A 26,914-nucleotide genomic window follows, 5' to 3' on the forward strand; every position below is an offset into this window, starting at 1 on the left:
ATACTACAAAGCTTAATAATTATGGCAAGTAAAATGTTATATAAATTTTAAAAAGACTTATATAATTCCTCTATTTTCTTACTATTATGAAATAATTTTGCCGTCTTCCATGGTGATAATTCTGTTGGTTTTTTTGGCGAAATCGTTGTCATGAGTGACAATAAGTAAAGTTTGTTTTTCTTCTAAGGTTAGTTTTTTAAAAATATCAAAAACTAAATCGCTATTTTTTTTGTCTAAATTCCCTGTAGGTTCGTCCCCCATAATAATTAGGGGATTATTTATTAGGGCACGCGCAATAGCCACACGTTGTTTTTGCCCACCACTCAATTGGTTAGGCATTTTTAATGCTTGGTCTTGCATATCGAGTGTTTTAAGATGCTCCATAGCGCTATTTTCGATTTCTTTTTCGGAGAATTTATTCAATTTTAAACCTGGAAGCATCACATTTTTTAGAACATTGTATTCAGAAAGCAAATAATGGAACTGAAATACAAAACCAATTTTCTCATTTCTAATTTTAGCCAATTCTGTATCAGTCTTTCCTGTAATGAGCTCATTATTTAAAAATAATTGCCCATCATAATCGGTATCCATTGTAGAGAGTAAATATAATAAAGTCGATTTTCCACAACCAGATTTGCCCACAATAGAAACAAATTCTCCGTGATTTATGCTCATATCAATATCTTTAATCACTTGAAATTTGATTGGATCGTAAAAATATTTGCTGATCGCCTTAGTCTCTATTACTTTATTTTCTATCATTATTTTCCTCTAATAATTTCTACAGGATCTATTTTACTTGCTTTAAGTGCAGGAAAAAGACCTGCAATGGTGGTAGTAAAAAGAGCAAACAAAATTCCTATAATATAAAAAATGCCACTATAATGTATTGGATATGTTTTTACGGTAGGTAACGAAGCAGTCTCAAAAGGGATTATACTTATTATCGAAGAGAAGATATACCCAAATATTAACCCAAATAGTCCACCTACAATACCAATAATTAAGGAAAGTGTAACAAAAATCCATTTTACATCATTTCCAGAAAACCCAGTGGCTTTTAAAATGGCAATACTGTCCATTTTTTCATAAATCATCATATTTAGGATATTATAAATCCCAAATCCAGCGACGATAAGTAAAACGATTCCAACTGCATAAGATATAATTGTTCTCACTTTACTTCCTGTTTCAAACTGAGAATTAGCTGTATTAAAATCGATGGTATCTAAATTAAATTTTTGTTTAAACTCTTTAGCTAATGCCGTAGCCAAACTCATATCATATAATTTGATTTGAATATCGGTAATATAGTTAGTAGGCTCTCCTAATATTTTTTGTGCTGTAGCTAACGAAGTATAGCTCATTGAATCATCAATATCTGCAATTCCTATTTGAGAAATGCCAACAATTTTTAAAGAGGCTAAATTTCCCCGCGAAGAGGTTATTTTTATGACATCACCTTTAGTAAGCATCATTTTATCGGCCAATCCTTTACCTATTATGATACTATTGTTTTGTAACAAATCATCTACGTTTCCTTCTATAATATAGTCACTAATCTTGAATAGTTTTTCTTCCGATAAAACTTCAATTCCATTAATTATTCCTGAAATTTCGATGGTTCCAGAATTAAAAAAAACGGGAGTTGTAATTTTTGGAGCTACATCGATAATTCGAGGATCTTTTTTTAAAAAACTAACAATTGCTTTGCTATTATAAATAGATTTCCCTCTATCTTTTGGTTTTATAGAGTTAATAAAATTGATGTTATTCTTGTATTTTTCTGATAATAAAACGGGTTGATTTTCTGAAGGTTTTATTTCATTATATAGTCTAACATGAGGCGTTCTGTTAAGCATCAAACCATCTAGTAAATCATTTAAACCATTCATAAAACTAACTAAAGTAATAAACATAGCAATACTAAAAGTAACCCCAACTGCTGCAACAATTGTTTGCTTTAGTCTTGCAAGGAGTAGGTGTGTTGCAATATTTACAATGAGTTTATAGTTCATTATTGTGGTTTGTATATGGTTTCATCTGCTTTTAACCCTTCTAGAATTTCTACTTTTTGGTAATCACTTAAACCTACTTTTACTTTTCTTTTTTCATCTTTATTAACCAATACAAAATTGTCTTTTAGTAAGTAATTGTTTGGAATTGTAATGGCATTTTTTTTGGTTTCAATAATGATATTAGCTTCAGCAGATAGGTTAGGATATAATTTTTGTGGTGCATTTACAAAATGAGCTTCTATTTTAAAAGTTCGAGAACGCTCGTCCATGATGGGATATATTTTATTTATTTTGGCTTCAAAAACCTGATTTTTATAACTATCCATTGTGACTAAAACGTTTTGGTTTAGCTTTACTCTTACCATATCATTTTCATCTACTTCAAGTTCTAAAAGGAAATCATTTTTTTGTCCAATTATTGCCAATGGAATTTGTGGAGAGATTAGTGCGCCTTCTTTTACTAGAACATCAAATAATTGTCCAGAAAAGGCACTTTTTACAGAAAAATCACTTTGTGATTTCTGGTTTAATTTTAAATTAATGTTGTTTTTGTTTTGTTCGTTTTTTAATTGCGCTTTGAGTTGTGACAATTGTTTTTTAGCAGATTCATAATTAAGTTTAGAATTCTTATAAGCCAATTCGACTTTTTCAAAATCTATTTCGGAAATAATTTTATATTCTTTAACTCGATTGTTTCTATCATAAATAGATTTATCTAGAGAAAGTTTATCGTATGCAGTTTGTACTTTCATTTCCATTTCTGCAATTTTATCTTGAATATAATGATTATCATTTTGACTTAATTGATAACTTAATCTAGCATTTTCTGTGTTTAATTGTGCTTTTTCGTCTTCAAGTTCAAATAACAATTGCCCTTTAGAAATAGATTGTCCAACAGTTACGTTTACGTTTTTTAAAATACCATTTGTAGTAGAGTAGGCGATGTATTGTCCTTCGGCTTTAATTACTCCGGAAGCATAAACACTTTCAGTAACATCTCCAATGGTTGGTTTTATTTCCTCATTTTTATCATTACAGGAAAAAAGTGTTAGAATTAGTATTAGAATTAGTAGAGATTTATATTTCATTGTAAAATATTAATTAAGAATACGATAAAGGCAGTTGTTCAAATTTACGATTAATTTATGTTTCAATTTCTGTATCCTTGAATTAATATGCAAAGAGAATCTTCTAACGCTTCGATAGAATGAGTTTCTTCTACAGGTATATCTAGCTCTTCATAAGTATCTATAATCTTGCTAAAAGTTTCACTAGTATACCTTACATTTCCATTGATAACTGTAAGCTTTGTAGGCACACTCGTTTTGTTCTCATGCAATATCATCCCTTTTTTAAATGCCAACACTATAACTTTAAAAGCAACTCCAGTGTGCATTAGTTTTGCAACTGGTTTATTTTTAATTTGCAATTCAGCGATTGCTTTTTTGATAATCATAATTTGTAGTAATTTTAATCCTTTTGAATAAATCCTTCATCAACCATTTTTTTATAAATCACTTGAGCTATTTCTTTGGTCGTTTTTTTAACACCGTTTGGATTAAATGTTTCTGTAATTCCAGACCATATTATTTTATCGTCTTCTATAGAATATACAATGGTTTCAATTATAAATGTTTTTGTAACTACATAATATTCTGGAGTACTATAATAGTTCAAACTTCTGTTGTAGTACTGGCTAAAATTATTATAATAATTAGGGTATAAGTTTCGTTCTTCAGGGATATATACTTTTTCTTTATCTACATCTATCAACCTCATTGTTATAGCACCATCAAAACCACCTGCTTTAATTTTTTTTCTTAATTCTTCTTCATTTTTTGTATTAAAATTGTCTTCTAAATAGGTATAAGAGGCAACACCTTTTCCTTTCAAATATTTTACCATTTCGTCTTCAACTTTACGACGATTGGTTTCGCTTTTAAGTAGCGAAACAACTAAAATTTTTTTCCATTCACCAGAATGAAGATGTTTTTCTGGGGCTCTCCAACTGCTCGTTATTTTTGTAGATGTACAAGAAATAAAAAGCATTATAAGTACTAAACAGCTGCAAGAAATTAACTTTTTCATGTTTTATCAAAAAATCGGGTTATACACAAAGCTAACTATTTTTATGAAACTTTTTCTTATATAATTTTCAGAAAAGTTACATTATTCATAGAATTTAAAAATAGTTATAAACAAAAAAAAGCCCATTCTTTCTCGGAATGAGCTTTTAAGTATAATACTAAACTACTTTTATTTCTTTTTTAGGAAGTAATTTGGTTTCTTCCATTTTAGGAATGCTTAATTTGAGTATTCCATCATTGTATTTAGCATCAATTTTATCAGTATTAACTGATTGAGGCAATGTAAATGATCTTGAAAATGAGTTATAAGAAAATTCTTTTCTTGTAAAATTGTCATTCTCTTCGTTTTTTTCTTTTTCCTTCTCAGCACTAATGGTTAGTACGTTTTCGTCTAAATCGATTTTAAAATCTTTTTTTGCAAAACCTGGAGAAGCAAATTCTATATTAAACTCGTTTTTGTTTTCCTTAATGTTTACTGCAGGAAGTGTGTGTTTCAATTTTTTCTCTAACCATTTGTTATCAAAAAAATCATCATTAGCAAAAAAATTATCCATTCCAAATGGGATCAAATTTCCGTTTGTTTTAATGAGTGTCATAATTTTAATATTTAAAGTTAAACATTGATTGTATGAGTAAAGGTCATTTTTTTTCAGATGTTTCACTTTATAGAATTTTTGAAAAGTATTATATAATTTACAGAATTTCAGATTACTTCCTTATTATAATTTTACAAATTCAAACAGAGACTTATTCAATTTTAGGATTCATTATTTCTCTACATTCTATCCATATACCAATTTAATTCTTTTTCAATTTTTTGGTATTTTAAAATGGCACTAATTATTTTTTGAAGCCTTACAAATGCAGTTTCACTTTTTATAACATAATCAAATGCTTTATGATGCATACAACTTACAGCAACTTCTATTTTATCTTGGGAAGAAAGTATAATTACTGGAGTTTCAATATTTGCTATTTTTATTTTATCTAAAGTTTTTAGACCATTCATAGCATTTTTATCGATACCATCCAGATGGTAATCAAGGATAATAATATCTGGATTTTTATGCAAATTTGCGATGCAAAGTTCCCCAGTCGAAAATGTTTCAATTTCAAAATCGGCAGCATTATGAAATTGAATTTCTAATGACTTTAAGAATAAAGCATCGTCATCAACAAGGAATAATTTTATTTTTTTTGAGTCTTGCACGATTTATTAATTTAAATTTTTAAGTTCACTTTTAAGTTCTTCAACTGCTTGTAAACAAACGTTTTCCATTTCGATTATCCAATTTTGTAATTCAGTTGTCATTTCAATATTGTTTACGTTGTCTTCTATTTTTCGGGCAGTATCTTCATATTTTTTATCGATACCAACAATTACAAATGAAGGAATGAGTTTATGAACTGCCGATTTTAATAACTCTAAATCTTTCTCTAACCAACTTTGTTTTATGGTATCAATTAGTGTTGGCGTTTGTTTAATGTAAACATTAATCATTTCAGTCATCAATTTCGGATCCGATTTTGTGAGATTGTCTAAGTATTTTATATTTGTGTGTTTAAGTTTTTTTGATTCTAGATTTTCAGCGGTTTTAAATTCTATTTCTTGAATATTTTTTTTAATTATACCTACTATTTTGCTATATAACTTACGACTATCTACTGGTTTTGCAATATAATCATTCATTCCTACGACTTGACATTTCTCTAAATCGACAGTGGTAACATCGGCCGTGAGCGCAATAATAGGAATAGAAGATTTTAAGGTATTTCGAATATAATCAGTAGCTTGAAAACCGTTCATTATAGGCATTTGTAAATCCATCAGAATAACATCATAACTGTCATTTTCTAGTTTTTCGATAGCAATTTTTCCGTTTTCTGCAATATGACATTCAAAACCAAAATCATCAAGTAAGGTTTTCATTAATAACTGATTCAATTCTACATCTTCTACAACGAGGACCTTTATGTTTTTAATATGATTGTCTACTAAGTCTGTAATTTCGGTGTCTAAAACTGTTTCGCCATGGGCTTTTTTAAAACTTAAAACAAAAGTAAAAGTAGAACCTTTATCCATTTCACTTTCTACATAAATGCTTCCGCCTTGTGCTTCTACAAGTTGTTTTACAATTGCAAGACCTAACCCAGTACCACCAAATATTCTTGAAGTTTGACTATGAGCTTGTTGAAAATTTTCGAAAATTTTATTTATTTTTTTAGGCTCAATTCCTATTCCTGTATCTGAAACTGAAAATTGAATAGTTACATTCTCATCGTCTTCGGTTAGTTTTCTAACAGCGACTGTAATTTTTCCTTCAAACGTAAATTTGACAGCGTTGCTTACTAAATTAAGAATGATTTGATGCAACCGAATAGAATCACCTATTAGAACTTCGGGAATATTAGAATCGTATTTTACGATTAATTTTAAATTTTTTTCTTGAATTTTAGTTTCAAATAAATACAACATCGTCGAGATAGACAATGATAATTTGAATGGTAATTTTTCGAAAACCATCTTTCCAGCATCAACTTTAGCTAAATCTAAAATGTCATTTATAAGCACAATCAAGGTTTCTCCACTCATCTTTATAGCATTTAGATACTCTTTTTGCTTGGGTGTTAGGTCAGTTTTAAGAATCACTTTTGTAAATCCGATAATCGCATTCATAGGCGTTCGAATTTCGTGACTCATATTAGCAAGAAATTGTTGTTTCGATTTGACCGCATTTTCAGCCTTTATAATAGCTTCTATAAGCTCTTTTTCAATTCTTTTTTGCTGGCTTACATCTCGAATCGAGGCACAAACTAAAAAACCATCGTCAGTATCTAATTTGCTTAGGCTTATTTCTACAGGAAATTCAGATTCATTTTTATGTTTTGCAAATAGTTGCATTCCTTCGCCCATTTTGCGTCCTTTAGGCTTGTCAAAATAATCTTCCCTATGATTTTGGTGTGTGTCTTTAAATTTTGACGGCATTAAGAGTTCTATTTTGTTTCCAATAATTTCACTCTTTTCATACCCAAAAAGAACCTCAGTTTGTGTATTTGAGTATTCGATATTTCCTTCTTTATTAACAATAATGATGGCATCCGGAACCGATTCCAAAAAACTTTGAAATTTTTTGTCTTGAGTATTTTTAACCCCCATTTTGTTAATTTGTTTTAATTTAAATTTCTTCTAACGGATTTCTTCTTTTGTGTTTCAATTGTTTAAAATGTGATGGAGACAAACCAGTTACTTTTTTAAACTGTGTCGAAAGATGTGCGACGCTACTATAATTCATTTTATAAGCAATCTCGGTAATAGTAAGCTCGCCATATATCATGAGTTCCTTTATTTTTTCTACTTTATGGTTTATGATAAAATGTTCGATGGTTACACCTTGCACTTCCGAAAAAAGATTGGCTATATAATTGTAATTATGATGTAGTTTTTCACTTAGATATTCAGAGAAATTTATTTTAAGATCTTCATCACTATGGTGTACCATTTGTATAATAATGGTCTTTATTTTTTCTATCAGAATCGATTTTTTATCGTCAATTAATTCTAATCCGGATTCTAAAAGTTCCTTTTTTAGTAGTTCGTATTGTTCGGGAGTCAAATTTTCCATGATTTCAACTTCCCCCAAATCCACTAAAACAAAGTGCAAGTTCATTTCTTTTAGTATTTCCTTAACCACTATCTTGCAGCGATTACTTACCATGTATTTTATGAATAGCTTCATTTATCTCAAGTAATTTCTATTTTAAAAAGATGGCATAAAAATTTACAATAGAATTTAATGACTCTAAAGGTAGTAAAATGTTTGAGATTTAATAAATTAATTTTTTTTCTTAGTAGGAATTACTAAAAGAGGAATAGTTGTATCATGTAATATATTTTCGGTAGTGCTACCTACTAATATTTTTTCGAGCCATTTTTTGCTATGACTTCCTATCACTATGATATCTGCTCTAAACATATGAGCAGTTTCAAGAATTACATCCGCATATTCACCTTCTTTTACAGTTGTGGTAATAGTAGTATCTCCCAAATGGTCTTTGACCTTTTCTAAAAAATCAAAAGCTGTTTTTGTTAAGAATTCAGCATCTGGTTGAGACGCATCTAGAGGCACAAAACCGCCAAATCCCATGATAGGATCATAAATCGTAGTATAATTAGAAGGTGTAGAAACAACATGTAGTAAAACAACCTCTGCATTCATCGATTTTGCTAATGAAAACCCAACTTCAGCAATTTTTTGTGCAGTAGGACTGTAATCTAATGCGATTAAAACTTTGTTCATTTTGATATCTTTCATTTTGCGGTTGGATTAAATGGTTAGGAATTAAACTTTTTGGTACACAAAATTCAGAATTTTAAAGACAAATAGTTTTATATAACTTTTATTAAAACTTATATAATTCACAGGTTAAAGGTTAATCTTCGATCACAAGCGAATCTGGATTAACCCCTAGATTAATTAAGTATCCAGTAATACTTTTCACAAATTCGGAGGTTCCGCACACATAAAAATTCTGGTTAAAATCAACAATATTTTCAATAAGATAATTGCGGTCTATTCTTTTGCCAACATAACCTATAACGTTTTGTCGGGTAAATAGATTTATAAAATTTTTCTTAAGCATTTTGCTTAATTCATTGCCTAGAATCACATCATCGGAAGTTTTATTACTGTATATGAGTTTGTTTTCCTCCATTTGTTTGTTTTTATATAACTCTCTAAAAATGGCAATAAATGGCGTGATTCCAGAACCACCAGCAATAAAAACCCCAGGACCTTTGTATTGTATAGCGCCAAAAACATCGTTAATAATTAATTCTGCTCCAGCATTCGTTTTGCCTAACATATTAGTAACACCATCATGATCCTGATAAATTTTAATCATAAATTCAAGATATTCCTTGCTACGCAAACAAGTAAAAGTAAAAGGGCGCATTTGGTTTTTCCATTCAGGAATATTTATCGAAACCTCTGTGGCTTGACCTGGGATAAAATCGTATCCGGCTGGTTTTTCTACTACAAAACATTTTACATCGTGGGTAATATAAAAGGAATCCAATACTTTAACAATATGAGCGCTCATAATAAAATTTTATTTGTATCAAATTTCTGTATTAGCAATTTGAAGATTAATACGTAATTTCAAAAAAAACTTATATAATTTACAGTTTAACTAAATACTAATAATAAGCTCATTTTAGTTTAGGTCTAGTAACTAGATAGATTTTCTATAAAAATTTCATTAAATTTACACAAAAACTTTGATATGGAAATTATAATTGAAGCCATTCAAATTGCTGAAGCTTTTAACATCAAAAAATTTCGAGCAGAGTTTGGCACAGAAGCTTTTTCTGGATCTACCTCCGAAGTTTTTTACGCACTCAATCAATCCAACCGTTACTTGTATGTTTTTGATTACGGGGTAGTCGTTTTTGGAAATTATGACGCCATTGCCAAAAGTGAATTTGTAGAATATATAAAAAACTATGCCACAACAATAGTCGATTTAAACCTGTTTGAAGAATACCGTATCAAATTAGACGAAAACCTCTCTAAAGCATTAGTAAAAGACGATTATGTAACCGTTCCTAATATAGATGCAGCCATTGTAGGTATCGTTATGCTTAATATAGGACAATCCGTCGCTTTAGAATATTATGAAGTACTTACAGGTGAACTAATTTCCTCCTCAAAACATTATATAGTAGAATTAGAAAAAAAAGGAAAACTAAGCATTTCTAAGACCAATTTACTAAAGTATATTGGGAAAGTACTAAATGTAAAAAACAGTATTGTAGATAATTTATATATCCTCGATGACCCCAATTTAGTTTGGGATAACGAAGAATTAAATTTGCTTAACCGCCGTTTGAAGCTAAATTTCGATATCAACCCACGTTTCAAAGATTTAGATTACCGTTTGCAAATTGTAGAAAACAATCTAACCCTTTTTACCGATGTACTAAACGTAAGAGAAAGTACACGACTAGAATGGGTAATTATTATCCTAATCGTGCTAGAAATAATAATAGCCTTACTCTTTCATTAGCTGCAAATCTAAATCTGATCAAGTAGGAGAGTAGCGTCACTTTTTTTTATTAAATCTTCAAAAAATAATAACCGTCACAGCAAAATGAATATTTTTCGAAGCCTGAGCACATTTTTTAATCACAGTTCTTAAACGAGAAACGACTAAACCACCACAACTCTTTCGATAATTTTTCGGCAATAAACTTACTATTGCCAGTTTTAGAATAATACAATACTAAGAAGTTTTTCATGCTAACATTTTTAGATTGTTTATATTAAAATCGACCAGTTACAAATCTTCTTTCGTCTCTTCTTCGTTAGGAGGAAATTCGGTTTTATTTAAAAAATCTTCTAGATTTCTTTCATCTTTTAAATTTCGTCTAACAAGAAAAACAATTAAAATTAGGGCAAAGAATGCCAAAATACCTATTGCGATCCAATTTATTTCCATTAGCTTAAGTTTTTAATAAAGTTAAAAAAGTAAAATTAATTTTAGTTTCTATAAATATTATTAAATGGTTAATAAAACCGAAACCCTCGCAGGGTTTCAAACCCTGCGAGGGTTAAAAGAGTAGTTTTTAGTGTTCAATTATAAAATCAATAATTTCATTTGTATTCTGTTGCTGATTGTGATAGTAAATAAAATTCTCATGATCCCCAAACAATGCAATGACTTCGGCTCTTTTTAGCATAGTTGGTTTGTTGGAAACTATTGTTTCATAAGACGACCAAGGATATAAATTCATTTGTTTCACAAAACCATGATGAACAGGATTATTATGAATGTAAAAAATAAGTTGTTGAAAATACTTTTCAGAAGTCACTAATTTGCGTTCAAAATTCTTTTCGAATAAACTTCCAGTTCTATTATGTCGTTTGTTGATAGCCTGAGTATAGGAATTAAAAAAATGAGAAAATTGTCTTGATGGTTCAATAATCTTCGGCTTTTCGGTAGTACTGTAAGTAAGTTCACTCTCGATAATTTCGGTTTTCTCTTTTATTCTTACTAATATATGAAAATGATTTTTTAGCAAACACCAAGCGTATGTTTCAGCAATAGGTTCAATATATTTAGTGTACAAACGTAGAAAATGGTAATAGTTTTCGGTTTCTAAAAATACATCTATTCCGTTATTACCTCTATTGTATATATGATAATAATTTCCGTGAGTAAGAGGAACTTTTGCTTCCATTTTTTATTTATTATAATTTTTTCAACTTTCAACTTTTCTAACCTAACCCTCGTAGGGTTTCAAACCCTGCAAGGGTTAATCCTCAAGTATTATTTCTTTTTCATTTCTTTAATAATCTTATTAGTTCTTCTATCGGCGTACATCCTGTTTAGTGAAGTTGCAGCCCAAATAAAGGCTGGAATCCAACCTATAATAGTAATCTGTAAAATAAGACAGATGATTCCAGATATAATTTTGCCTTGCAATAGTAAGGAAAGCCATGGTAAAAAAAAGGCTAAAACGTATCTCATATTTTTGTATTTTTTATTATTCTTAAACTTTTAACTATCCCTCGCAGGGTTTCAAACCCTCCGAGGGATAAATTCAAAAGCAACTCTTTTCAATACATTCTCTTGTTTTTGTGGTATTTAAAAATTCTACCATTTTATAATGAAAAATAATATTCTTTAATTTTTTGTGCCATCAACTTTCTTCTCGCAATAAAAATAAAAACCGTAAAACAATACATTTTACGGTTTTTAGTATTAAAGAATAACAATATTTACAACTGCTTTCTCAAAGAAATACCACTTCCTTTTTTAAGCAAATTAAAAATTTAACAATTCATGCGGAAAAACCGTAGTAGGTTATTTGACAATTAAGATAATTTCAATTTTAAATATAAAACGTTGGATGTAATTATTAATAGCATCAAATCGAGTGTTTTTTTGTGTATCACGTTTTTAGAACGAGAAGAACAAAAAATAGAGGAGAACTGTTTTTTATAAAATTTCCCTTGTGCTGTCCTGCAATTAAAACCATTTAGGGGAAAATGCCCCTTTTAGCAAGATGATAGATTAGGTAAGTTTGTAGTGTTAATTATTTTTATACCAATAAGTTACGAGTAATTATACAAATCAAATAAAAACAATTAAAACAATTAAAAATGAAAAAAGTAAAATTAGCCTTGTTCATAGCAACAAGTATTTTCGGAATGACTTTTATATCTTGTCAGAAGTCAGAAGTTGAGGAAGCAAACGCTCAAAGTATTCAAAAACAGCAAACTTCAAGATCAGTTGCTGCCTGTCCAGCAACGTATGCCTTAGTTCTATCTGGGGGTTTTGGAACGCCTGTCCCTGCAGGTTTAACCTCTTATATTTATAGAGTAAACCTTTGTAGTACACCAGTAGGCTATAATTTTGTCTCAGCCATAAAAATAGGAGCAACTCCAGTAACTGGTGTAACTGGAATTTGTGATATGCCAGGGGTAGTAGATTTTGCTTGGGCAGTAACTGGAGTAAACTCTAATTTTCCCAAAAGGCTACTTAAAGTACAAATTTCAACTGGAAATGCAAGTATAGTTGCAGTTACCTCAGTTTATTTACAAGATATAGAAAATTTTGGAACTACTGGATTGTTTGTGGCCATTCAAGAAGGGACTTCACAACTAATGAAAGTAAATGTTATTTCAGGAGCCTCAACTGCATTTGCACCTGTAGGCATTGTACCACAATACAACGGACTAACTGTTGTAGGTAATAATTTTCAAGCTATTTCAGGAACTACAAATGCTGTTTGTCCTCCAACTACAGGAGATATTTTCGAATATTTATCTACTGGAGGAAATTACATTGCAAAATATTCATATAAAAACCTAACGGCCAATGCAACATGGACTATGAAAGAGTTAGGGTTTCATTTCGATAGTTGTTGTGGTAGAAGATGGGTGGTAGGTAGTTCATCTAATATTATATCCAACAATACAAATATAGCTCCTTGTGTATTGCCTAATCCTACGTTCTTATTAAATACGAGTTTAACAGGACAAAATTTCTTTGCAATCTATGATTTTATGGCAAAACCATAATCGCAAAAAATGATAAATAAAAAAAGTCAGTAAGTGCATTCTTACTGACTTTTTCTTTATAATAAAGTGTGTTTTTGTATAAATTAGATATTCTTTTTTCCAATAGGAGTGTGATAAGTTTGGTCTATCACACTAACAATTATTAGGATTTAAATGGGGTTCATTAATCATGTTTTTGCTTAATAAACTATGAACATATTATTTTGAACTTTTTGATGTGATATCATTTTTATCTGGACCACCAAAACCTAAATTTAATGACAATAAAGAAATTAAGGTACCACCATTAACATTAAAAACGGGTTTAAAAGCACTACCAAGTTGGTATGACAATGCGATTTGTTCTGTCAATCGGTAGCTGAATGTGCCAATATATTGGGTATCACTTGAACTTTCTTTTCGATATAATGTATTTCCCTGAATGTCTTGTCCTGCTTCGATTAATGTTTGACTATTGCGTCCCGTGGCTTCAAATTCGATAGAGAATTTTTTAAAATTACCTGATACAGAAAGACCATAATCAATGTTGTTTTCAAAAACATTCGAATCGGGGAAATATTTTTTAAAATAATCTATATAAAAGTGTTCATAACGCAAAGTAGCTGATGCTTTTAAAAATTGCAGTTCTTTTGAAAAATTATATGAGGGACTCAGCCAAATTGAATATTTTGGAACTTCAGAAAAATTTAAATTATTATCAGGAAAGTTAAGGTGTATGGCAGTCGCTAAATCTACAGCAAAACCTTGTCGGTTCGTAATGTAGGTTTTAAATTCGCTGTAATTGCCTCCAACCGTTTCGGTAACGGTATCAATAACCGATGTAAAAAAAGTATCTGTTGTTGCTAAATCAAACTGCAATTCATCAAGATCACTATAAATTTTTTCAGCAATAACATCTACTTCTTTTCTCGTTTTTGTTTTTAACTCTTTATAAATTAAATCGGGAAGTATTCTTTTAATTTCTTTTATATAATCATCCTTTGTTGAAGTGGAATCATTTTCTTTGATCTTATTAATGGCTTTTAACACATCTGTGTTTATACTCATTCGTGTTCTTGTAGTTTTAATGTAATCGATTATTTTCTTCTCATCGTTTGTATTACCAAAAAATAACGAGGTACGATAACCCAAGGCAATGCTTTTTGTTTTAGTACTGTCTTGTAATAAGAATTTTTGTGTCGTCGCAACCGAAAAAGATGAATTTCGAATTACTTGTAAAAATCCAGTTTTTGGATACAAATAATCTTCTAAACTAATACCTCTATTTACAGCCCAATATGGCATAAATTCTAATCCAAAATCATTAGGTATAATTGTGTTTCCATTACCATCACTAAAGTTCGAATACAATGCAACTTCTAGCGATCTATATGACTTGGGTTGCAACATAACACTAGGTTGCATCCCTAAAATTGAAGCTGCTGGAGAAGTTGGTTTCGTAAGCGGATTTAATTTTTCTTGCGAATAACAAGCAGTAGTAAAAAGGACTCCTAGGAATACGATTATTTTAGTCATAATTTAATAAATTTAATTTTTAAAATAATGAAAGGATCTTCCGTCTCTGTTTTTAAATTTTCATGTCGTAGCAACAAAGTTGAATTGATATAATACTCAACAATGATGCTATCTGCAATTGGAGTTGGATTGTTAATATTACTATAACAATCTGTTTTAGATTTTATCAAAGTCTTTAAAGGACCCAAAGTTACTTTTCCCGAATCTATAATTACTTGTTCAGGAGCTGAGGGAGGATCGATAATAACCCGACCAATATTGCCATTAGAAATCATTTTTACTTTGAAAACAATAATTTCATTTTCATCACCTGTATAGGTAAGTTTTTCGTAACGATAAATTTTACTCATGATATCTCATTTTAATATTATGCTTACTCTATACTTCCCTTTTCAGCTTGCTGGATATATATAAATTTTATTAATTCAAACAGGACTATAAACTAAATATTAAGTAGGATCATTGTCTTGCTCATGATCGGGTAAAGTACTCGTTTGTTTAGGGTTATTATTTGGGGGCGTATAAGTAGTTTCTGGATTTTTATAAACAACAGCACCTATCTTAGAAATTTGAGTACTAAATAATCCTTCGATAAAATCGGCTCCGGAATAACCAGCCGCAACAATAGAGAAGATGTAACTTTTGTTAAAAACAGTATCGGAATCACTATTCATTAACAAATACAAAGCGCCAGCTACAAAACCTATAAATAAACTAAGCGACAACCGAGCCATATTTATTTGGGTAAATCCATTATTTGTGGCACTCTTATTTAAATCAGATATTTTTTTTAACCCAATTGCCATTCTAATACCTTGTCCTAGAACGCCAAGCAAACCGCCTGCAAGAACAGTATTAATAATATCATAAGCAGTCATAATTTCCATAGAAAAAGAGGTTTTAAATTTTAAAAGTTATGCGTAAAATTATAAAGAAATACTGTAAATAAAAAGGGTATAAATACCTGTTTTTCAGTGATATAATTTTAAATATTATTTTTTAAGGTTAAAATAGGGGAGGTTTGTATTTCTTTTTCATTTTAAAAAAATAGATGATGATGCCTTTTGCGGACTAGATTCTATTTTCACTTTTTTAAGTTGTGGCAATTTTTTTAAATAAATAAAAATGCCACAATTTTTGTAACAAAAAATATATTTTGAAAAAATTGTTACCATTTTTGTAACAAAATTTTTATTTTGAAAAAAAAGTTACGTTATTTGTAACAAAAAAATATTTTTTTAAAAAAAGTTACAAATGAAACACGACATTACCGTAACAAACCTGCTCGGTTTATCACAGGAGGAAATAGCCATGATATTAGGCATTAGCAGAGTTCAATGGGCTATGTACGAAACAGGAAGAAGAGACATTCCGCTTGCCGCAAAGCAACAATTAGCTATTTTACTTGTTTTTGTACAAAAATTGGATAAAAAAACAGACGATTTTCCGCATATAAAGATTCAAGAAGCAAAAAGAGAAAAGGTTTTCGAACAGCAAAGACTGATTAACAAACACAAGCAAATAATTGCAGAAAAGAAACTAAAAGCAATTAAAAAAAAATATGAAGCAGCTATGACTGCTTTAAGTCTAGTCGGTTTTTTAGAAACCAAAGCTGAAGAATCAGGAAAAGAGAAAGATGCGGTATTGTATATGATAAAAACGAAAGCAGCAACGACTATCGAGAAAAATGGGTTGCATGTACAAGCAAAGCACCAACTTAAGTTTCAAGCGCTTCAACAAGAAGAAATGATACTAAAAAAAATAGAGCAAAAGCTATAATTAACGTAGTATGTAAGCTCTATATAAGGCAACTTTTTTTTATGTTGTATTTTTTAATTCGATTTTTTAAAAAAGTTATAGAGATTCATTTAAGTTTTTGTTATTGAACATAGAATTTTAAAAATAAATAATATAAACTGTGATTTTTTAAATGTTTGGTACACTAATGGAATAATGACCTCAAAAAGGAGGTGAGTTGTTCAATTAAAATCAAACGAAAAATGAAAAAAATAATTACCTCTTTAACGTTTATATTTTCTATTATAATATATGCACAAGATATCTCTGGTAAATGGAGCGGTATCATTGAAAGCGGTAAAAACGAACCCGTAGTTTTCAATTTTACTTTCGAAAAAAACGGTGAGGGGTATTTAACAATAATCGATATTCCTGCGATGAGAGTTGCGAATCTTAAACCAAAGGAAACAGTTTTTTTAGAGAATAAATTAGTTGTCGATGGATCAAATTTAGGTTTTAAATACCAAGGTATTTTCAATAAAGACTTGCAGCAAATAGATGGAATGTTTACAGAAGGGATAAATGCATTGCCATTGGTTCTAAAAAAAGTTCAAATAGAAACTCAGAATACTTTTAAAAGACCTCAAGAACCTGTAAAACCATACCCATATATAGAAGAAGAAATAACATTTTACAATAAAGAAGCAAACATAAGCTTATCAGGAACACTTACACTTCCTAGCAAAACTGGTAAATATCCCATAGTAATATTAATTAGTGGTAGTGGTCCACAGGATAGAGATGAAACTTTTTATGAACACAAACCTTTTCTAGTACTTTCGGATTACCTAACAAGACAAGGAATTGGGGTACTCCGTTATGATGATAGGGGTTTCGGGAAATCTACTGGAGACCATAGTAAGGCAACCACCAAAGATTTGGCTTCAGATGTATTGTGTGCTGTTAATTATTTAAAATCTAGAAAAGTAGTTGATAAAATTGGATTAATTGGACATAGTGAAGGTGCCATTATTGCCCCAATGGTTGCTAATCTTAGTAAAAAAGTTTCCTTTATTGTTATGCTTGGAGGTTCAGGGATCTCTGGAAGTGAAGTTTCATTGTTTCTTGCAAAAAAAACACGTGGTTTTCCAGTACAAGATGAGGCTGCATATGAGTTGGCAATTAAAAAAGCAATTGAGATAGCTGCTGCAGATAAAGACATAACAGAAATTAAAAAAGAGCTAAGAATACATTACAATAAAACTATTGTTCCGATGCTTAAACCAATAATTAATTCTGATGTAAAAATTTCGGCAATTATTACAAACTTAATAGAGATGAGAACCACTACTTGGAATAGGTATTTTTATAATTACAATCCAGCAAATGAGTTACAAAAAATTACTTGCCCAGTCTTGGTGTTAAACGGAGGTAAAGACACACAGGTTCAACCAGAAATTAATCAAGAGGGAATTAGAAGCGCCTTGAAAAAAGGGCATAATAAAGATTTTACTATAAATGAAATCCCCAATCTTAATCATTTATTTCAAGAATGTGAAACGGGAGAAATGAATGAATACAGTACCATATCACAAACAATAGCACCATTTGTGTTAAAGCAAATTGCGGATTGGATATTGGTTCATAGTAAGTAATTTTGATAATAACTATTTTATTAAACCTTAATGGATAAAAAAGAAAAATTTATAATAGCCATAAAAACTAATGAAGGGATTATATACAAAATGGCTTCAATATATACAGATACGGTTGACGATAGAAATGATTTAATACAGGAAATCGTTTATAATCTCTGGAAATCATTTGATAGTTTTAATCAAAAATCAAATTTTAGTACTTGGATGTATAGAGTGGCTATGAATGTTGCCATTTATAATTTAAAAAAGGCAAAAAGAAAAGTAATCACAGTACCAATAGTGGGACAATATTTAGATTTTAATGAAGATGAAAACCATCGTTTTGAAGAAAAATTAAACCTATTAAAGCAACATATAGACAATTTGAATTTATTAGATAAAGGTATTGTAATGCTTTATTTAGAAAACAAAAGCTATCAGGAAATTGCTGAAATTATTGGAATATCAGAAAGTAATGTTGGGACAAAAATAGCGCGAATTAAAGAAAAATTGAAAAAAAAAATAAAAAAATAGAAGGATAATGGAATTAGATGATTTAAAAAAATCTTGGAGCGAAGTATCTAACCAAGCAAAAATAGATACTAAAATGATTGACCAAATTACCAAATATAAATACAAATCAGGTTTAAATAAAATTATTTATCCAGAAATTATTGGAATTCTAATTTGTATTCTTGGTGCGATTTATATTGGATTGCATTTTGATAAATTAGATACAAATCTCTTGAAAGGAGTGGGTATTTTAGCAATTGTAATTTTGGTGATATTACCTGTAATTAGTTTAATGAGTCTTTTGCAATTTAATAGAATTGGAGATTTAAATAAACCTTATTCAGAAACCTTAAAAGATTTTGAAATACAAAAAAAACGTTTTCATAAATTACTTAAAATAAATAGTACATTATCTTATTTATTATTAGTGACTATAATTGTTTTGCTTTCTAAACTCTTTGGAGAAAATGACATTACTAAAAGCAAATATTTTTGGATTTTTTCTTTTTCATTTGGGTATATTTTCTTGTTGTTTTACTCAAAATGGGTTGCAAAATATTATAAGAATTCATTACAAGAAGTAGAAGGTTTGCTAAATGAATCAGGGAATTAAATTGTTATTTCTAACTTTGAAATAGTTATCTATTTGTTTAAAAATAAATCTGATGAAGGAACAGTTACACAGCAAAGCGTAAGGTTCTACTTTTGGTTCAATAAAAAATTGATTTATGTACGTACAGTTTGTATTTTTGCTTTTATGAATGATAATTTTATAAATGAATACTTTGGGATTGGAATACAAAACGGTAAAACGCCCGAAAATTTAGGTGTTTTGTGGCGAACGGCCCAAAATTTAGGCGCTACTTTTATATTTACTATCGGTAATCGATATGCCAAACAAGCCTGTGATACGCATAATGCAGTAAAAGCAATTCCTTATTTTCATTACGACACTTTTGAAGCTTTTTTCGACAACTTACCCAAAGGAGCCCGATTGGTTGGTGTCGAATTAGATGAAAATGCGTCGGATTTAGAAACCTTTGAACATCCAAGACGTTGTGTCTATTTATTGGGCGCAGAAGACCATGGCTTGTCTAGAAAAGCAATGGATAAATGCCATTATTTAGTAAAATTTAAATCAGAAATGAGTTTAAACGTGGCCGTAGCTGGAAGTATTGTTATGTACGACAGGGGTTTGTCTAAACCACGTATTTAAAAAATAGTCTTACTTCCCAATGCAAAAATTGGCAAAGATGTTGCCTAAAAGCTCATCGTTAGTGACTTGCCCTGTGATTTCTCCAAAATAGTATAAAGCCTGTTTAATATCTATTGCCATTAAGTCTGAAGGCAAATTAGTTTGCAAACCATATTTTACTTTCTGAACTTCTTCGAGCGCTTTAAGAAGCGAATCATAATGTCTGGTATTAGTAACAATAGTTTCGTTATTGCGCAAGGCACCAGTATTTACAAAAGATAACAATTGATTTTTAAGTTCATCGACACCAATATTTTCTTTGGCAGAAATTTTAATTAACGATGGATAATTGATAATTGATAATTTTGCAGAAAGTAATTCTTTTTGTTCCTGATTTAAAGAATCAATTTTATTAATAACAACTACCAATGGTTTCAACGGAAACTGATTTTTTATTTTCTCAATTTCAATTTTCAATTTATTTTCATTGTCAATTATCAATTGTAAACTATCAATTAAAAACAAAACAACCTGTGCTTGTTCAATCTTCTCAAAGGTTTTTTTGATTCCAATACTTTCCACCACATCTTTGGTTTCACGTATTCCAGCCGTGTCTATAAATCTGAAACCGATTCCACCAATGACCAATTCGTCTTCAATAGTATCACGTGTAGTTCCTGCAATTTCAGAAACAATGGCGCGTTCTTCATTGAGTAAAGCATTCAATAAGGTCGATTTTCCTACATTAGGTTCTCCTACAATAGCTACAGGAATTCCGTTTTTAATTACGTTTCCTACGGCAAACGAATCGATTAATCTTTTTAATACAAATTCAATTCGGTTCAGTAATTCGTTAAATTGGGTTCTGTCGGCAAATTCGACATCTTCTTCAGCAAAATCCAATTCGAGTTCTATTAGTGAAGCAAAGTTTAGTAGTTCTTCTCGAAGTTTAGCGATTTCGTTACTGAAACCACCACGCATTTGTTGCATTGCAATTTGATGTGCCGCTTCGTTATCGGACGAGATTAAATCGGCAACAGCTTCAGCTTGAGACAAGTCCATTTTTCCGTTTAAGAACGAACGCAAAGTAAACTCTCCAGCTTGTGCTGTACGACAGCCTTTACGAAGTAATAATTGTATGATTTGTTGCTGAATATAAGTAGAACCGTGACAAGAAATCTCTATGGTATTCTCGCCTGTATAAGAGTTTGTCCCTTTAAAAATAGACAACAAGACTTGGTCTAAGACTTTAGTACCATCTACAATATGACCGAGATGTAACGTATGTGATTTTTGTTTTTCAATATCTTTGCCCGACACCGATTGAAATACGCTTGAAGCAATGGCAATAGCTTCTGGACCTGAAATTCTAATTACAGCAATAGCTCCAGCACCTGATGGTGTAGCAAGGGCAACTATAGTATCGTGGTAAATCATTTAGTAAGGTTTCGAGGTGCAAAGTTACAAAGTGCAAAGGTAATAAAAATAAAAGAGTATCATTTTGTTAGATTATCATCAAACGAGAAATCTTTTGGGTACAATTAATAAAAACGCAGGATTTTTTAAAATAAACCACATAGAGACATAGAAAAAAGACTTGGATAAACCAATTCTTGGTTCATAAAGCTATGTTTTATTATAACAAGTGAAATGCCTTAATATAACTCATAAAGTCTATGTATCTATGTGGTTAAAAACCAGAAAATGAATCACACCTAACAGTTTAGATCCTTTATTGGATTATATCAAATTTGAAAACTCAAATTATACCAAAAAAGGAAAAAAAATTAGTCTAAAATCACAACTATTCTTTTAAACCATATAAAGCATATAAGTTCATATAAATTATTTATAAAATAAAATATACTCGCGTAAACTTGTCATGCTGACGAAGGAAGCATCTCATCAAGTAAATTTGCTAATTATACGGAGATTCTTCGTGCCTCAGAATGACAAACGTGTATAACGATACTCAAAAAACCTTTACAACTTTGCTCCTCAGAGCCTTTGTCCCTCATTTACAAAAACAAACGATATTTTCTATAATTTAATGCAATACAAAAAATAGTATTATAATTATCATCCAAATTGGAACACGAGGATCCACATCATCAAATATTTTAGGTTTTTTTGAAAAAGAATAAACAATACCAGTCATAAGTGTAACTGCAAAGAGAATAAGATATACAATTTCGGAATCTCTATTTTTTGCTTTATTTCTGCATTCGATTTTAAGATATTCTTTTTTATTTTTAATAAGCGAATGAATTTCGCAAGTTGTTTCTACGTCAAAATTTTCTATATCATCTTTTAAAATCTGAATGGAAATTGCATCACCAACATTGATTTCATTTATAACTTCATCATCGTTAACACAGCGATAATCAAAATCGGCAATTTCGAAAGTAGATTTGTTTTTTGCACATTTAAATTCTACCCATTTTCTACCGTGTTTTCCAGTAATTTCTTCAAATTTAGGTTTATCGGTAACTATCAGGTTTTCAATAGATTTAAGGTCTGATGATTTAATTATGTAACTATCACTATTAACCATAAGGAATAAATACGCTCCAATAATGAAACAAATTATTGCTACTGATAGATAACCTTTACGTTTATTTTCCCAATTCTCTATTTCTTCACTCATTAACTTCAATTGACATTTCAAGCTTATTCACAGGTGTTCAGTTTTCGTATCACAACTTACTACAATATACTCGCATAATAAAATGATGGATAATTATACCCCAAAAACCTCAGAGCCTTTGTCCTCATTTACAACAACAAACGTTTGACTCTAAGAATTAATTCGATTGGGTTAAACGGTTTTGCTACAAGATCATCAGCTCCTAGTTTAAAAGCCTCGATAATGGTTAAATCCTCTTTCCCTAAAGCCGAAATAATAATAATGGGAATCTTAGGAAAATTTGATTTTACATAAGAAGTAACTTCTAGACCAGATTTATAAGGCAACATAATATCGGTGATAATTAGATCGGGTTGGCTAGCATTTATTTTATCTAATCCTTCATTTCCGTCTTTTGCTACATCAATTAGATATCCCTCTTTTTTTAAGAGAAATTCTATAATATTATTGATGATTTTATCGTCTTCTATAACCAGAATCTTTTTCATTTTATTCATGCTTTAGTTTTTTAGAACTTATATTGTAATGAAACATACAAATTATATTCGTTCTGGAAAGTATTCAATTGATATTCTTGTCTGTTAAATGATGCTTGTAAACCAGTAACATAGTGTTCGCCAAAAAGTTTGTAATAACCAGCACCAACTCGATAAGAATGAAAAGTTAATCGCTCTTGAAGTACTTGAAGTGTATTTCTTTCTTCTGGCGATGTTCCATATCCCACAAATGCAGTTAAATAATCATATTTTGTATCTAAATAATATCTTGTTGTTGCTGTAAATGACGGGTAAGTTTTACTGTCGTTAAAGTTTAAATAAGTTCTTAAATTAAACCAATAAGCACCTACATATTTTCCTACTCCTAAAACGCCTGCGTACAAATCTTTATCGGTTGTTTTTGTATATCTTATTCCTAAATCACCTTCCCAACTATTGCCTAAATTACGATAGTAGGAGTAGGCGAGTCTTAATTTTGGGAATGCTTCGCCATCACTAACAGCAATATCTGCATAGGAATAACAGTTCTTGTTTATTTTGTGATAAGCTTCTAGTTCATACTGAAAACCAGATATTATACTACTCCCAAAAGAGCGTCTATCTACAAAATTGATGCGACCTATAAGAGTAATTTTCTTTCGTTCCCGTACATATTGTAAGCCTACAAGATGCCAAGGACCGTAATTGTCACGACTAAAAGCAGTGTAGTTATAATTTATTCCAACACGATCCGAACTAGTTTTTGTTTTAAGTTCTACCAACTGTTGTTTTAGTTTTTTGTCGTCAGGATATTTTGCGACTAGCAATTCTAAGTAGTCGATAGCTTTTTCGTCATCGTTTTCTGAGTATATTACTTGCAGTTTTAGTAGTTCTAAATCTTTGTCTTCAGGATATCTTTTTATCGCATTATCTACAGTAACCATCGCTTCTAATAGATTATTTTGTTCTATCTCAAGCTTTGTTAAATAGATAAAGGCTTCTTTATAGTTTGGGTTTTTAGTAATAACATATTTAAGAAAATATCTTGAGCTATCTACTTGTTTGGTAATCATAAAAGTTCTTCCTAATGCTAGGTGAAAATCTAAATAATTAGGCGCATTTTGTATACCCAAACGAGCAAGTTTTATCGCTTTAGCATAATCTTTTGTGGTGTTTATTTCATAATGAGTTTTTACTAACAAACTATCGGTATCAATTTTTTGTGCAAAAAGATACGTACTTAAAAATAAACTAAATAATGCAGTTATAATTTTTGTTTTCATTTTATTCTTTTGCATTAATAAATCCTTGTCTGGTCATGGCTCCCCACTTTTTTTCTTTATTAGTTAGAAAATGTATATAACCTTTTAGTGATGCATATACATTTATAGGGTGGTATAATATAGGTTCTAAAAAAACCATTATAATTAGTGTAGATAACTCCCGAATGCTCGAATATTGCCTGTGTACTAACTGATCTAAATATATGGATATTAAGGTAATAGTGGTATAAAATAAATAGACAAAAACACTTACGATAAATAAAAACTCATAGTTCACACTAAAAAAAAGAATATCTACTGTTAGGACAATAACTCCTAGTAATTCTAGTATAGGGACAAAAAACTCGAAGAAGAAATAGTGTGGTAAAATGATTAATCCTGTTTTTCCGTATTTTGGGTTTAAAAACATTTTTTTATGTAAGTATAAAGTCTGTACAAGACCTCGTGCCCATCGAACACGTTGTCTTAAAAAAATAACATTATCTGAAGGAACCTCTGTCCAACAAAGAGATTCAGGTATATATTTTATTAAAAAAGCTTCTTTTTTCTCATGCATTAATCTTCGCATTCTTGTAATAAGCTCCATATCTTCTCCTAACGATTGGTGCCAGTAACCGCCAGCTTCTATAACCGTCGCTTTGTCGAACATGCCCAATCCTCCAGATACTAGTAGCAAACAGTTTGTTTTACTCCAGGCCATTCTGCCAAATAAGAAAGAACGTAAGTATTCCAATTCTTGAAATCTAGGAAAAAAAGTATCGGGATAATGTGACTTATAAAGCATCCCGTCTTTAAATATACAAGAATTAGAAATTCGTATAGCAGCGCCCGTTGCGATGACTTTTGTGGTGTTCTCTATAAATGGTTTTGTGAGCATAGCAATAGTATCTTTTCTAAGAATACAATCTACATCGGTACAAATAAACAGGGAATATTTTGCAGAATTTATTCCTGCATTAGAAGCATCTGCTTTACTTTTTCCATTTTCTTTATCTACAATGAGAAGTTTTGCATAAACTGGATTTGTAGATTTATAATGACCTTTTACAGGTTTTGTTGTTATTTTTTCTTGATAGAAAAAATCGACCTTAACCAAACTAAATTCATCAATTAATTTTTGAAGTGTGTCATCTGTACTACCATCATTAATAATTATAACTTCAAACTTGGGATAATCTTGTAACAATAATGATTTTACATTATATACAATTGTAAAGGCTTCGTTATATGCTGGCGCAATTATAGAAACTCCCAACGTATGATTGGATTTTATTAAGATGTCTTTGTGCAAATAATATTTTGAGTTGTAATAGCTTTTTATAGCTAAGTAGGATAACATAGCCAATAGTAAGTATATCAGAATATAACTTATTGAATAAAAAGCAGTAAAAATTTCGAATTTTCTAATTGTATTTTCTAATGTAATCAATTTAAATAAGGATTATTAACATGTAAAATAATTTGATGAATCAAAGCGTTTTCAACCTCATCTTCAATCTTAAAATTATTAAAATAGGATTTATCAATTTTATTGATACAATTAATTATTTCAAATTTTATATCAATGTTTTTCTCTTCAAAAAGTATTTGAGTAGCAAAATCTTTTGTTCTCTCTCCACCTATAGTCCCCAGTGTTTTTAAAATAGATATTTTGTTTCTAATATCGCTTTCTTTTTTAAAATGGTTAATTAAAATATCTTTAGCATCAAAAATGACTAATTCTCTAATAGCCAAAATAATTTCTTTTCTTACATTTTTATCAGGATGCAGGAGTAAATAAGTAATTTTTGATAAAGTAAGAGGTTCTCTATATCTAACAATCAACTTAATAGCAAGGATAATAATAGAACTATTACTATTTACTAACCAAGTATTTATCGATTCTGGAATGACGGATTCTTTTTGATAGATTAAATCTAAAATTTTAAGTTCATCGGCACTAGGGATTTTTTTGTGGTAATTATCTAAAATATCAAATTTCTCGTCAGAAAGTGCTATAAGTGCAATAAGCGCATTCGATTTTAAATATCTATTTTTACTATTTAAGTAGGGCTTTATGTGTCCTTTTTTTATTTTGTAATCTAAACTCTGATAATGATAAAATCCAAGTGATTTATAATACCATTTTTTGCGATTAATTAGTTTCTTACTATATAGGTTAAGGCCAAATTGCTTATAAATAATAAGCACTAAGTTCTGATTTACTTCTTTTACATTTTGTTTAATATGTATTAATTTATTGAGAATAAGATATTTGCACCATTTGTTTTGAAAAACAGCGCTTTTTTTAAATTCATCAATTTTTAATTTTGTCTCTTCAAATGTATAGTTAGAAAAAATTAAATCGGTAAGAAAATCATTTATAGACTTATCGATATCACTTTTTTTAATAGATAATTTATCTAAATAAAATCGGCTAAGTATAAGTAATACAATAAAATAAAGTAAAACAATGATGAGAAACGGTATAGCTAAGTATTTTAGAAAAATATAAAAGAAATTAGCTGTAAATGTTTTGTCTACATAGCCAACAACATTTTTAAAAGAATAAAATATGGAGATTATTTGCATATATTTCTAAAAAAATAAAACCACGAATTTTGTATTCTGAAATGAAGATTTGGGAATCTACGTGTTATAAAAAAATGTTTTTCGGGTGCTATTTTTTCCTAAAAAACATAATTCTAAAACAAAGAAATAATTTAATTTAAGTAAAA

At 29.8% G+C, this 26,914-nt stretch carries 30 protein-coding genes; 7 read left to right on the plus strand and 23 right to left on the minus strand.

Annotated elements, in window-relative coordinates; all coding sequences use genetic code 11:
- Positions 1-84: 84 nt before the first annotated feature.
- From ACKVOV_RS00775 to ACKVOV_RS00825, 11 genes are all read right to left on the minus strand, one after another.
- Positions 85-765, minus strand: a complete 681-nt coding sequence (locus ACKVOV_RS00775; protein WP_409204871.1) for an ABC transporter ATP-binding protein — start codon at positions 763-765, stop codon at positions 85-87.
- Positions 765-2,021 (minus strand): ABC transporter permease, encoded by a 1,257-nt coding sequence (locus ACKVOV_RS00780; RefSeq protein WP_409204872.1) that lies wholly within the window; start codon positions 2,019-2,021, stop codon positions 765-767. Before ACKVOV_RS00780 ends, ACKVOV_RS00775 begins: the two co-directional genes overlap by 1 nt.
- Positions 2,021-3,109, minus strand: a complete 1,089-nt coding sequence (locus tag ACKVOV_RS00785; RefSeq protein WP_409204873.1) for an efflux RND transporter periplasmic adaptor subunit — start codon at positions 3,107-3,109, stop codon at positions 2,021-2,023. The genes ACKVOV_RS00780 and ACKVOV_RS00785 overlap by 1 nt, the downstream gene beginning before the upstream one ends.
- Before the next feature lie 62 nt (positions 3,110-3,171).
- Positions 3,172-3,417, minus strand: a complete 246-nt coding sequence (locus tag ACKVOV_RS00790) for a hypothetical protein (protein WP_409204874.1) — start codon at positions 3,415-3,417, stop codon at positions 3,172-3,174.
- 74 nt (positions 3,418-3,491) lie between these two features.
- Positions 3,492-4,109, minus strand: a complete 618-nt coding sequence (locus ACKVOV_RS00795) for a hypothetical protein (RefSeq protein ID WP_409204875.1) — start codon at positions 4,107-4,109, stop codon at positions 3,492-3,494.
- Between the two features lie 157 nt (positions 4,110-4,266).
- Positions 4,267-4,704 (minus strand): Hsp20/alpha crystallin family protein, encoded by a 438-nt coding sequence (locus ACKVOV_RS00800; RefSeq protein ID WP_409204876.1) that lies wholly within the window; start codon positions 4,702-4,704, stop codon positions 4,267-4,269.
- Between the two features lie 179 nt (positions 4,705-4,883).
- Positions 4,884-5,318: a response regulator gene (locus ACKVOV_RS00805; protein WP_409204877.1), complete on the minus strand. Its 435-nt coding sequence runs from the start codon at positions 5,316-5,318 to the stop codon at positions 4,884-4,886.
- Between the two features lie 6 nt (positions 5,319-5,324).
- Positions 5,325-7,265, minus strand: coding sequence for an ATP-binding protein (locus tag ACKVOV_RS00810; RefSeq protein WP_409204878.1), 1,941 nt, complete (start codon positions 7,263-7,265; stop codon positions 5,325-5,327).
- A 19-nt stretch (positions 7,266-7,284) separates the two neighbouring features.
- Positions 7,285-7,845 (minus strand): helix-turn-helix domain-containing protein, encoded by a 561-nt coding sequence (locus ACKVOV_RS00815; RefSeq protein WP_409204879.1) that lies wholly within the window; start codon positions 7,843-7,845, stop codon positions 7,285-7,287.
- Positions 7,846-7,941: 96 nt separating this feature from the next.
- Positions 7,942-8,421, minus strand: coding sequence for a universal stress protein (locus tag ACKVOV_RS00820; protein ID WP_409204880.1), 480 nt, complete (start codon positions 8,419-8,421; stop codon positions 7,942-7,944).
- 118 nt (positions 8,422-8,539) lie between these two features.
- Positions 8,540-9,208, minus strand: a complete 669-nt coding sequence (locus ACKVOV_RS00825; protein WP_409204881.1) for an FAD-binding oxidoreductase — start codon at positions 9,206-9,208, stop codon at positions 8,540-8,542.
- Between the two features lie 183 nt (positions 9,209-9,391).
- Between ACKVOV_RS00825 and ACKVOV_RS00830 the strand changes: the two genes are divergently transcribed.
- Positions 9,392-10,174: an RMD1 family protein gene (locus tag ACKVOV_RS00830; protein WP_409204882.1), complete on the plus strand. Its 783-nt coding sequence runs from the start codon at positions 9,392-9,394 to the stop codon at positions 10,172-10,174.
- A 270-nt stretch (positions 10,175-10,444) separates the two neighbouring features.
- Here ACKVOV_RS00830 and ACKVOV_RS00835 read toward each other — a convergent pair whose 3' ends face one another.
- From ACKVOV_RS00835 to ACKVOV_RS00845, 3 genes are all read right to left on the minus strand, one after another.
- The gene (locus ACKVOV_RS00835) at positions 10,445-10,606 is read right to left on the minus strand and encodes a hypothetical protein (RefSeq protein WP_409204883.1); all 162 of its coding nucleotides are present in this window, start codon (positions 10,604-10,606) and stop codon (positions 10,445-10,447) included.
- Between the two features lie 127 nt (positions 10,607-10,733).
- Complete coding sequence (locus ACKVOV_RS00840) at positions 10,734-11,348, minus strand: transposase (protein ID WP_409204884.1); 615 nt, start codon at positions 11,346-11,348, stop codon at positions 10,734-10,736.
- 89 nt (positions 11,349-11,437) lie between these two features.
- Positions 11,438-11,638 carry a YqaE/Pmp3 family membrane protein gene (locus tag ACKVOV_RS00845; protein WP_409204885.1) on the minus strand — a complete coding sequence of 67 codons (201 nt, stop codon included), beginning with the start codon at positions 11,636-11,638 and terminating at the stop codon, positions 11,438-11,440.
- 635 nt (positions 11,639-12,273) lie between these two features.
- Here ACKVOV_RS00845 and ACKVOV_RS00850 point away from each other — a divergent pair.
- Positions 12,274-13,194, plus strand: coding sequence for a hypothetical protein (locus tag ACKVOV_RS00850; RefSeq protein WP_409204886.1), 921 nt, complete (start codon positions 12,274-12,276; stop codon positions 13,192-13,194).
- Between the two features lie 198 nt (positions 13,195-13,392).
- On the opposite strand, the gene ACKVOV_RS00855 is transcribed toward ACKVOV_RS00850, so the two are convergent.
- The 3 genes from ACKVOV_RS00855 to ACKVOV_RS00865 form a co-directional block, all read right to left on the minus strand.
- On the minus strand, positions 13,393-14,709 hold the full coding sequence (locus ACKVOV_RS00855) for a hypothetical protein (protein WP_409204887.1): 1,317 nt from the start codon (positions 14,707-14,709) through the stop codon (positions 13,393-13,395).
- Positions 14,706-15,059, minus strand: a complete 354-nt coding sequence (locus ACKVOV_RS00860; RefSeq protein ID WP_409204888.1) for a hypothetical protein — start codon at positions 15,057-15,059, stop codon at positions 14,706-14,708. Before ACKVOV_RS00860 ends, ACKVOV_RS00855 begins: the two co-directional genes overlap by 4 nt.
- A gap of 99 nt (positions 15,060-15,158) precedes the next feature.
- Positions 15,159-15,596 carry a hypothetical protein gene (locus ACKVOV_RS00865; protein WP_409204889.1) on the minus strand — a complete coding sequence of 146 codons (438 nt, stop codon included), beginning with the start codon at positions 15,594-15,596 and terminating at the stop codon, positions 15,159-15,161.
- A gap of 367 nt (positions 15,597-15,963) precedes the next feature.
- Here ACKVOV_RS00865 and ACKVOV_RS00870 point away from each other — a divergent pair, with 367 nt between their 5' ends.
- The 5 genes from ACKVOV_RS00870 to ACKVOV_RS00890 all read left to right on the plus strand — a co-directional run bounded on the left by ACKVOV_RS00870 (position 15,964) and on the right by ACKVOV_RS00890 (position 19,812).
- Positions 15,964-16,488, plus strand: coding sequence for a helix-turn-helix domain-containing protein (locus ACKVOV_RS00870; protein ID WP_409204890.1), 525 nt, complete (start codon positions 15,964-15,966; stop codon positions 16,486-16,488).
- Positions 16,489-16,709: 221 nt separating this feature from the next.
- Positions 16,710-18,101: an alpha/beta hydrolase family protein gene (locus tag ACKVOV_RS00875; protein WP_409204891.1), complete on the plus strand. Its 1,392-nt coding sequence runs from the start codon at positions 16,710-16,712 to the stop codon at positions 18,099-18,101.
- A gap of 30 nt (positions 18,102-18,131) precedes the next feature.
- Positions 18,132-18,617, plus strand: a complete 486-nt coding sequence (locus ACKVOV_RS00880; RefSeq protein ID WP_409204892.1) for an RNA polymerase sigma factor — start codon at positions 18,132-18,134, stop codon at positions 18,615-18,617.
- 7 nt (positions 18,618-18,624) lie between these two features.
- The gene (locus tag ACKVOV_RS00885; protein ID WP_409204893.1) at positions 18,625-19,209 is read left to right on the plus strand and encodes a hypothetical protein; all 585 of its coding nucleotides are present in this window, start codon (positions 18,625-18,627) and stop codon (positions 19,207-19,209) included.
- A 144-nt stretch (positions 19,210-19,353) separates the two neighbouring features.
- Positions 19,354-19,812, plus strand: a complete 459-nt coding sequence (locus tag ACKVOV_RS00890; RefSeq protein WP_409204911.1) for an RNA methyltransferase — start codon at positions 19,354-19,356, stop codon at positions 19,810-19,812.
- 9 nt (positions 19,813-19,821) lie between these two features.
- On the opposite strand, the gene mnmE is transcribed toward ACKVOV_RS00890, so the two are convergent.
- The 6 genes from mnmE to ACKVOV_RS00920 form a co-directional block, all read right to left on the minus strand.
- Positions 19,822-21,228 (minus strand): tRNA uridine-5-carboxymethylaminomethyl(34) synthesis GTPase MnmE, encoded by a 1,407-nt coding sequence (mnmE, locus tag ACKVOV_RS00895; RefSeq protein WP_409204894.1) that lies wholly within the window; start codon positions 21,226-21,228, stop codon positions 19,822-19,824.
- 610 nt (positions 21,229-21,838) lie between these two features.
- Positions 21,839-22,438 carry a hypothetical protein gene (locus ACKVOV_RS00900; RefSeq protein ID WP_409204895.1) on the minus strand — a complete coding sequence of 200 codons (600 nt, stop codon included), beginning with the start codon at positions 22,436-22,438 and terminating at the stop codon, positions 21,839-21,841.
- 128 nt (positions 22,439-22,566) lie between these two features.
- Positions 22,567-22,926, minus strand: a complete 360-nt coding sequence (locus ACKVOV_RS00905) for a response regulator transcription factor (protein WP_409204896.1) — start codon at positions 22,924-22,926, stop codon at positions 22,567-22,569.
- Between the two features lie 20 nt (positions 22,927-22,946).
- A complete protein-coding gene (locus ACKVOV_RS00910) occupies positions 22,947-24,197 on the minus strand; it encodes a YaiO family outer membrane beta-barrel protein (protein WP_409204897.1) in 1,251 nt (416 codons plus the stop codon).
- 1 nt (position 24,198) lies between these two features.
- Positions 24,199-25,626 carry a glycosyltransferase family 2 protein gene (locus ACKVOV_RS00915; protein ID WP_409204898.1) on the minus strand — a complete coding sequence of 476 codons (1,428 nt, stop codon included), beginning with the start codon at positions 25,624-25,626 and terminating at the stop codon, positions 24,199-24,201.
- Positions 25,623-26,768 (minus strand): HEAT repeat domain-containing protein, encoded by a 1,146-nt coding sequence (locus ACKVOV_RS00920; RefSeq protein WP_409204899.1) that lies wholly within the window; start codon positions 26,766-26,768, stop codon positions 25,623-25,625. The genes ACKVOV_RS00915 and ACKVOV_RS00920 overlap by 4 nt, the downstream gene beginning before the upstream one ends.
- Positions 26,769-26,914: the final 146 nt, after the last annotated feature.

The organism is Flavobacterium sp. (assembly GCF_046153165.1).
Lineage (GTDB): Bacteria > Bacteroidota > Bacteroidia > Flavobacteriales > Flavobacteriaceae > Flavobacterium.